This is a genomic window from Bradyrhizobium sp. 147, assembly GCF_023073935.1.
In the GTDB taxonomy this organism is placed as follows: domain Bacteria; phylum Pseudomonadota; class Alphaproteobacteria; order Rhizobiales; family Xanthobacteraceae; genus Bradyrhizobium.
In genome coordinates, this window is the sequence record NZ_JADPKL010000025.1 from 246,653 (window position 1) to 253,307 (window position 6,655).

4 protein-coding genes and 1 pseudogene are annotated in these 6,655 nt (G+C 56.5%); all 5 read right to left on the minus strand.

Features of this window, described 5'->3' with window-relative positions:
• Positions 1-210 precede the first annotated feature (210 nt).
• A complete protein-coding gene (locus IVA87_RS07940; RefSeq protein ID WP_247333269.1) occupies positions 211-2,673 on the minus strand; it encodes a CoA transferase in 2,463 nt (820 codons plus the stop codon).
• A 390-nt stretch (positions 2,674-3,063) separates the two neighbouring features.
• Positions 3,064-3,915, minus strand: a complete 852-nt coding sequence (locus tag IVA87_RS07945) for an acyl-CoA thioesterase II (RefSeq protein ID WP_247333270.1) — start codon at positions 3,913-3,915, stop codon at positions 3,064-3,066.
• A gap of 524 nt (positions 3,916-4,439) precedes the next feature.
• On the minus strand, positions 4,440-5,207 hold the full coding sequence (locus IVA87_RS07950; protein ID WP_247333271.1) for an FAD-linked oxidase C-terminal domain-containing protein: 768 nt from the start codon (positions 5,205-5,207) through the stop codon (positions 4,440-4,442).
• Positions 5,208-5,260: 53 nt separating this feature from the next.
• Positions 5,261-5,842 carry an FAD-binding oxidoreductase gene (locus IVA87_RS07955; protein WP_247333272.1) on the minus strand — a complete coding sequence of 194 codons (582 nt, stop codon included), beginning with the start codon at positions 5,840-5,842 and terminating at the stop codon, positions 5,261-5,263.
• 335 nt (positions 5,843-6,177) lie between these two features.
• Positions 6,178-6,655, minus strand: a pseudogene (locus tag IVA87_RS07960) (IS4 family transposase); the annotation flags it as partial.

Consider the following 6,655-nt stretch of genomic DNA (forward strand, 5'->3'; position numbering starts at 1 on the left):
ACGATGAAGCTACCAGGACTTGTAGTGGCGGTGACTTACCGGGTAATAAATCCGCTTGCGTGAAGATGCTTCAAATGCCGGAGTCGATAGGGCCGGATGTCGGGCCATGCTCCCTCGCTAATGTTGCTGCTCGCGGACCTCTTCTAGACGGAGTCATGTCAGCGATTGCCGGCCATCTTTCGCCGGCATGGACAGGCACCGCCAGGCCTTTCAATTCGCGGTGCGTTCAGCATGAGGGAGTTCCGCTTCGGGAAGCATCGACGTACCAATGATGTGATCCGTAGCCAATTGCTCGATCTCCGAATCGGATAGCCCGAGAAGCTCTGATAGGATTTCTGCATTATGTTGTCCGAGAGTTGGGGCCGCTGTACGGATCGGATAGGGCGTCGCGTTCTCACGAATTGGCATCGACGGCTGCGGGTGCACTCCGACGAAGGCGCGATTCACTTCCTGAAGAAATGCGCGCGAGCTGAGATGCGGGTCCTTGAGCATATCAATTGGCAGGCGGGCGACGCCGGCGGCCACCCTTACCGATTGCAACTCAAGCATGGCCTGATCCGGATCGCGGGCGAGCGTCCAGGCTTCGATGCCTCTCTCGATATCGTCCTCGATGGCGCGGCGGGCTTCGGGTGAGTTCAGAGACGGGTCCTTGGCCCAGTCCGGCCTGCCAATAATGGTGGCAAGCCTCTGCCACATGCCTGCGTCGGTAGCCGCTACTATGACCCAGTTGTCCTCACCCGCACATCGGAAACAGCCGTGCGGGACGTACTGTGGATGACGATTTCCATATCTGGGCGGCTGCATGCCATCGAGGGAGTGCACGGTGATCCATGGCGCAATGAATGGCATCATGCATTCGACTTGCGCCAGATCAATGAATTGGCCTTGCCCGGTCTTGCGGGCATGAATCAATGCAACCAGAACTGCAGCGCAACCATTCAACCCGCCAACGGGATCACCGAAAGCGATGTGGCTCATAACCGGAATTCCACCCGCCCTTCCGACCACGTTGGGAAGCCCTGAGCCCTGCTCAAGGGTCGAGCCATACGCCCGGCAATCGCGATGGACGCTGTACGACCCGAAGGCTGACATCGACATCATGACCAGCCGAGGGTTGAGGGCCCTGAGCACGTCGTAGCCAAGCCCCAGCTTGGGCAACACGTCGACTGAATAATTGCCGACGGCAATATCGGCTTTTGTCAAGAGCCGCTTAGCAAGGGCAAGCCCCTCCGGGCGCTTGAGATCGAGTGTCATGCCGCGCTTGTTGCGGTTCATAATGCAGAAGCACGGCGCCTTCTCATACATCCGATCTTCAACGTAGCCAGGGGGCCTGTCCACGCCGCGCCACCAATCCGGATATTGGATCGCTTCAATCTTGATGACGTCCGCGCCAAGATCAGCGAGTGTGCGCGCACATAATGGTCCTGCCCAGCCCATCGAGAAGTCCACCACACGAATGCCCTGCAGAGGCAGCCGGCAGGCATTGTTGCCGCCCGAGGAGGTTAGCGGAATGCTAGGCTCAATGGATCGCATAGCGGCGAAAGGCTGTTGCTCGCCGACTGCCGGAACGTCCCCTCCTTGAAGCGGCGGTGTCAATGTCAGCCGCTGCACCGAGCCGACCGTCTTTCCCTCCTCTTCGCCAAGCCGGACGGGCACGATTGCACCGCTGACCATCTTTTCTGCATCCTGCAGCAACTCTGACACTTGAGGCACCAGAACAACTGGGAGTTTGCGTTTCAGTCCTTCCGCAAACCACTCCTGAGCTGTCCGCGTCTTCAGCCTCGGAATGAACTGTCCATCGATCTGATCCATATGTTGCAGACGGCCTTCGTTGGAGGCTAGATCTGGATCATCGCCCAGCTCAGAGAGGCCAAGCATTTCACAGAATTCGCGCCACTGTTTTGGAGTAACTGTTGAAACGCCGAGCCAGCCCTTTTTTGTTTCATAGATTCCGACTGGAAAGTTCGGCCAAAAGCGATTAATGCCGATCCGACGCATCACGTCACCGCGTGCAAACGCGTCGAACATTAGGTACTCGGTCGGAGTGAGCGTCGCTTCGAAAATGCTGAGTGACCACGACCTACCTGTCCCGCCCTGCATTCGCGCAACCGCCGAGGAAGCCGCCGCGATGAAGGCCCATAGACCGGCAAAGATACCCGCCTGAAAATCCGGAGCATGCGAAGGCGGGCCTTCGGGCGGTCCGACCAGCTTTACGAGACCGGTGAGTGCGCGCACCGTAGAATCAGTTGCGGCAAATCTCGCATATGGCCCCGCGCCGCCGAACCAGCTGGCTTCGAGATAGATCAAGTCGGAACGTCGTTGCCGGATGGCACTAATATCAATCGCTGAGCAGTCAGCGGAATCAACATCGCGTCCGTCGATCACAATGTCGCAATCTTCAATCAAAGCCGTCAGTCGTGTGATCGCATCTTGGTCCGTCGAATCAATGATAACGCTCGACTTATTGAAATTCAGGAATGCGAACCAGGCGCTCTGCCCACCGGGCGTAAGTGGCGCGCTTTGGCGGAGAGGATCACCTGCCGGCGGCTCGACCTTTTGAACATCGGCGCCGAAATCGGCGAACAACCGCGCGCAATAGCTCGTCCCGGCCGAGCTGCCGATTTCGACGACCCGCAGATCCGATAAGACTTCCAATTGAGGACTCAATTTCATGCTGATGCTTCGAGCTTACCATGATCGCGGCCATGCTTACTGTTTACTGACTGGGAAATTAGACTACGGACTGAGTTCAGAGACGGCTATCGCTACATGCGGGATCTTTGACGCTCCTGATCTTGAACTGGCGATCGCCTGCAACCAAATCTCAGTCACCTTTCTTCCAGTAATTGGGTTCCCTACGAGCTCTATCTCATCCTACAGTCTCGCGCCTACTCAACGCCGCGAGATGACTAAATCATTGGCTTAACCGCTCTGACAGCTACCAAATTCGATAGAATTGAGGACGCAACGAGCGCATGGTAATACATCGCTATCGAATTGGACTGTCGCGTCGTTGCTGGCACTTAGCTGATGCCACATATCACGCCGCTTACCGATTTTCCTCTACTTATCGGCGCGCTCGAATCGACCTTCCTGGGCTACGGGTGCCACCAGTGTGCCGTCGGGCTTAAAGATCAGTCCTCGCGCAATGCCACGACCACGCTGCGCACTCGGCGAGTCATGCGTATAAAGTAGCCAGTCGTCCGCACGGAAGGCCCGATGAAACCACATCGCATGATCGATGCTTGCAGGTATCATCCGGCTATCGAACGGCTTGCAACCATAACGCGCAGTCACCGCGTCAAGTAGCGAGTAATGGGAGGCATAGGCCAACGCACATGTATGCAGCATCGGATCGTCCGGCAGCTTCACGGCCGTCTTTATCCAGACATGGATGCGGCCATCCTCAAACTTGTGGCCGAAATAGCGGCCAGTCTCACCCATAAGAAATTCAATGCCATAATAGCGGCGGATGAATTCAGGCACCTCAACACACATACGCTGATTGCCCAATTCCTCCAACGTGAGTATTTTCGGCGGCGGCAGGGCTGGCTTAGTCTCCTGATGATCGAGCGCGCTCTGTTCTTCGGCGTGAAACGACGTCATGATGGAGGATATCGCGTCACAGCACTGGATGGCTGTGACGCGTCGGCTCGAATAGCTCTTACCGTCGTGCAGGGTTTCAACCCGGTACATGATCGGTACCTGCGGATCGCCGGCCTTAAGGAAATAGCCGTGCATCGAATGCGGCACCCGGTCTTTCACCGTGCGGCATACCGCAGCCATCGCCTGCCCGATCAGCTGACCGCCGAACACCCGTGGCGAGCTGGTGCTTAGACTCTTGCCGCGAAACAGATGCAGGTCGAGCTGTTCGAGGTCGAGAATAGCAGGGAGCTCAGCTAGCGTTCTGGACATTGAAGGACTCGAATTCTCCTGCTCATTCCGGAGCGGTTCAATGATGCTCGCCCATCTGATCTTATTCACATCTGGCTTTGCAGCACAGAAGCAGCATCACTACGCGCACTGTGGGTTCGCTATCGCTCTTTACCATCCACCGGCACGGCAAAGGCGTCGAGAACCTCGCTTTCCCAGATGCAAATTGAAGTCCTAGATCACCCCCCGCGATACTCACGGATCAATAAACGTTACTGATGTCTTCAAGGAGACACCTGCCCGGACAATAAGTGGCAGGAAATAGTTGGGATCATCTGGTGTTCCGGTGTTTGGCGCAGTTCAAACTACAAGTTGACAGTTGTATCTTATGCCGTGCAGCACGGGTAGAGCCATATAGGGGACGAGCGACCGCGAAAACCCGGCGTGTAGCTCCGCCGAAGACCATACTGCGGATTCAACTGATCGTTTCCCATTCACCGGAGACTATACTCCAACCGATCACATAGTCTGCAACCTGAGCAGCAGCTCCAGATCTGATCACCGTCTCACAGTGTGAAGATCCGTCCTGGGTTCAGAATGTTATTCGGATCGAGCGCGCGCTTGATCGCACGCATTGCTTCGATTTCTTCCTGGGTCCTACTGATCTTCAGGTATGGTCGCTTCAGGACGCCGATACCGTGTTCGGCCGAGATCGAGCCTCCGAACTCACCTGTAATGTTATAAACAAGCTTCTCGAAATCCTCCCGCCTCTCAGGCGTGTGCTCGTGATGAACTTCTAAATGCAAGTTGCCATCTCCCACATGACCGAAGACGATCGCGAACGCCTGGACGTCGATTACCTTGATGCGCGTGCGAATGGCGTTCACATATGCATTCATGCGGTCGATAGGAAGGCTGACATCGAAGCCGATCCGCGAGGCATAGGGGAAGGTGCGACCAAGCTCCAGCGTGGAATCGCGGATACCCCACATCGCTGCCGCAGATGCTTTAGAAGGTGCGATCGTCGCGTCGAGAACTACGTTCTCGTCTTTCGCGCGCTCGAGGAGCTCCTCAACATCGGCCCGGATTCTTTCAGCGTTGTTACCGGACGCTTCGAGCAGGACATAAAAGGGATGATGGGTTGGCAGCGGCCTGGCTACCCCGCTCACGCGCTCGATGGTGAGGCGGTAATATCCGTTCCACATGGCCTCGAACGCCGTCAGTTCTCCGCCCAGACGTTGACGTGCCATTCCTAGGAATGAAGAGACTCGCTCAAACGAATGCAGGGCGCAAAGTGACACTTGACGCTCCGAAGGTGCCGGAAAGATGCGCAATACGGCTCGCGTAATCACGCCAAGAATGCCCTCACTGCCGACGAAGAGCTGCTTCAGGTCGATCCCAGTGTTATTCTTGATGTATTTTCGCAGCCATGTAGGACCGTTCCGTTGGCAGTCACTACTTCGAGGCCGAGTATAAGGTCTCGGGTAATGCCGTAGCGAATTACGCGATTGCCGCCGGCATTCGTCGAAATGTTGCCACCGAAAGTGCAGCTACCGCGTGCGCCGAGATCAAGCGGGAATATGTGGTCTTCCTCCTCAACACGCTCCTGGATCCTCTGCAGCAGAGCGCCGGCTTGTGCAACAGCTACGCCCGCCGACGTGTCCACCTCCTCGATCGCACTCATGCGCTCCGTCGACAGGACAATTTCATTTGTATTTGGCAATCCGCCGCGCACCAAGCCGGTCATACCTCCCTGCGTTGTCACAGGAACTTTCTCTTGATGGCACAGGCGAAGTAAGCCGGAGACCTGCTCCGTTGTCCGTGGACGGACGACCGCAAGCGGCTTGGCGGCCACATTACCTGCAAGGTCGTGGTAATAGCGCTCGTCGATATCGGCGCCGATCAGTACCGCACTTGTGTCCAGCACCTCGCGCATTCGGCCAACGAAGCCGTGAGACATGTCAGGCATCCATCGTTTCCCGTAAACTAATATTTGGGATCGCCTCCCTGGTGAACTACCAATGTTCGTAGTGATGCAATGAAACGAAGTGCCTGAGAGACAACAGACAACTTGTGACGTCACGTTTGCGCTGCTCAGAGGGAGTACGGTGGTTTTCCTAACCGTCGGTACACTGAGGCTCGTTCTCGCGCGGCCACGATACCCTGAAAAGGAAGGCGGCCTGACATCCGTCTTTTTTGCGAGGTGGCAAGCATTCTCTACTAAGCGGACTATCCCAGATGTGTCTACTGGCCTAAGAGCTTTGCAGCTGTCGCGCTCGGCTGGGTATCCCTCCGGCGGCGCTTTCAATTACCCACAAATTCTCCTCCGACCACGACACCTAGCGCGATGTCGGTGAGGCGTGACAGCCCGCGCCACACGACGGTATTGCCGGGTGGCGGATCGCTGGCGCGGGCGAGATAACCGCCGAGCCGGGCGACTTTGATCAAATAGTGCGAGAGCGTTTTCCGTCTTGCTTTTGGTCTGTCGTTGACGAGGCGATCGAGCACGCCGATTTCAGTCGCGGTCAACGCGAGGGTTGGCGGCGCGTCTGGAGCCGAACGGTTGAGCATCGTCATCCAAAAGACCCGCCAACTCAGGATGCAAAAGAGCGAGATCAGATTGGTCAGACGCTGGGCGGTCCTGAGCTTTGACTCCTCAGCTTTGCAGCCTGATTTGAGGATCTTGTGGAACACCTCGATCTTCCATCTCAAAGCATACCACTCGAGCTTCTCAATGACGTCGGTGCGGGAACCAACGGGCAGGTCGGTGATCAGCAACGAC